At 75.8% G+C, this 2,222-nt stretch carries 2 protein-coding genes; one reads left to right on the forward strand and one right to left on the reverse strand.

Annotated elements, in window-relative coordinates; genetic code table 11:
- The first annotated feature begins 219 nt into the window (after positions 1 to 219).
- Positions 220 to 483: a carbon storage regulator CsrA gene (csrA, locus tag HLB09_RS19555; protein ID WP_171204298.1), complete on the forward strand. Its 264-nt coding sequence runs from the start codon at positions 220 to 222 to the stop codon at positions 481 to 483.
- 179 nt (positions 484 to 662) lie between these two features.
- On the opposite strand, the gene HLB09_RS15960 is transcribed toward csrA, so the two are convergent.
- Positions 663 to 1,709, reverse strand: coding sequence for an NAD(P)-dependent alcohol dehydrogenase (locus tag HLB09_RS15960; protein WP_171204299.1), 1,047 nt, complete (start codon positions 1,707 to 1,709; stop codon positions 663 to 665).
- Positions 1,710 to 2,222: the final 513 nt, after the last annotated feature.

The raw sequence follows: 2,222 nt of genomic DNA on the forward strand, positions 1-2,222 counted from the left end.
GGCCGTCGCGCAGACCGTGCCCGAGGAGCTGGCCGACCGGCTGCGCTGAGGCCCGTCCCGCCCCGTCCACCTCGCACGTCCGCCCGCCCGTCCACCCCGCCCGCCCGCCCCGGTGCCCGCCTCCCGCGGCGCCGGGGCGGTGGCGTCCGGGGGCGACGCGGGGCGGGGCTCGCCGCGCCCGGAGCCCCGTGGGCGCGGACTCCCGCCTATGCTCGCCGGGTGCTGGTCCTGACCCGCCGCGCGGGAGAGAGCATCGTCATCGGCGACGACGTCGTCGTGACGGTCGTGGAGGTGCGCGGCGAGGTCGTGCGCCTGGGCATCGACGCGCCCCGCAGCGTCCAGGTGCACCGCGAGGAGGTCTACCGCGCTGTCGTGGAGGCCAACCGGCTCGCCGCCGCGGTCAGCGACGACGCGGTGGCCGCGCTCGCGGCCGGTCTGGGCGCCCGCCCCGGCGGCGCGGGCCCGGCCTCGCCCAGCGCGTAGTCCTCCGCGAGCGGCTCGCCCGGGACGCGCTCGGGCGTCGACGTGCACGTGCCGGCCCCCCCGACGGGAGCCGGCCAGCGTCTCACGGGCCCGGCGCTCAGCACCGGCCGTCGCCGGCCCCGGCGCGACGACGCCCCCGCCGGTGGTCCGGCGGGGGCGTCGTGGTGGAGGTGGCGTCGTCAGCTGACGAGGCGCGCCGTGTCGATGACGAAGCGGTAGCGGACGTCGCTGGCGACGACCCGCTCGTAGGCCTCGTCGATCTGGTCGCCGCCGATGACCTCGACCTCGGCGCCGATGCCGTGCTCGGCGCAGAAGTCGAGCATCTCCTGCGTCTGGCGGATGCCGCCGATCTTCGAGCCCGCGAGGGTCTTGCGGCCCTGGATGAGCGAGAAAGCCGCGATGTCGAGCGGCTTCTCGGGGGCGCCGACCTGGACGAGCGCGCCGTCGAGCTTGAGCAGCCCGAGGTAGGCGTTGAAGTCCACGTTGGCCGAGATGGTGCTGACGATGAGGTCGAAGGAGCCGGCGAGGGACTCGAAGGTGCCCTCGTCGCCCGTCGCGTAGTAGTGGTCGGCGCCCAGGCGGAGGCCGTCCTCCTGCTTCTTCAGCGACTGCGACAGCACGGTCACCTCGGCGCCGAGCGCCTTGGCGATCTTCACGCCCATGTGGCCGAGGCCGCCCAGGCCGACGATCGCGACCTTCTTGCCGGGCCCGGCGCCCCAGTGCTTGAGCGGGCTGTAGAGCGTGATGCCGGCGCACAGGAGCGGCGCCGCGACGTCGAGGTCGATCCCCTCGGGGATGCCCATGACGTAGTTCTCGTCGACCACGATCTTCTCGCTGTAGCCGCCGTCGGTCGGGCGGCCGTCCTTGCCGATCGCGTTGTAGGTGCCGGTCTCGCCCTCCAGGCAGTACTGCTCCTCGCCGGCGCGGCAGTTCTCGCACTCCCGGCAGGAGTCGACGAAGCAGCCGACGCCCACGCGGTCGCCGACGGAGAACCTCGTGACGTCGGCGCCCACCTCGGACACGACGCCGGCGATCTCGTGGCCGGGCACGAGCGGGAAGAGGGTCTCGCCCCACTCGCCGCGGGCGGTGTGGATGTCGGAGTGGCAGATGCCGGCGTACTTGACGTCGATGAGCACCTCGGCGGGGCCGACGTCGCGGCGCTCGATGGTCGTCGCCTGGAACGGCTCGCCGGGGCCGGCGGTGGAACGGGCGTTGACGGTCAGCACAGGGCTTCTCCTCGGGTCGTCGGACCCGCCACCGGACGGGGGCGGGCCTCTCGGCCACAGCCTCGCCGCACCCGCCCGTGGCGGCACGAGGAGCGGCAACCCGTGCGGGGCCGCCGGTGTTCCGCCGGGGGAGGGCCCGTGCGTGAGGCGTCTGGCGACCGGCGGGACGAGCCGCGGCCGCGACTGACCCGGACGGTGACCGTGAGTGGTCCGTCGGGGTGATGAGGCGCCGCCCAGGGACGTCTGCGACCACGCAGCGTGCTCACCTGGACGCAGCGGCACCACGGAGGGCCGCGCCCGTCGCCCTGCGTGCACGGGAGCCCGCGGGGAGGTCGGTCGGTGCGCGAGGACGAGGGCAGCGCCGGGGAGGGGCGCGTGCGCGCGACGGACCCGCTGCGCCCGCCGCCGCCGGTCGAGCCGACGGGCCACCGACGGCGCGCGAGCGACGCCGAGGGAGGCGCCACCGACGAGGGCGACCCGTCCCGTCGCGAGCGCTCGCCCCGCGGTCGGTCG

The organism is Pseudokineococcus marinus (genome assembly GCF_013004605.1).
Lineage (GTDB): Bacteria > Actinomycetota > Actinomycetes > Actinomycetales > Quadrisphaeraceae > Pseudokineococcus > Pseudokineococcus marinus.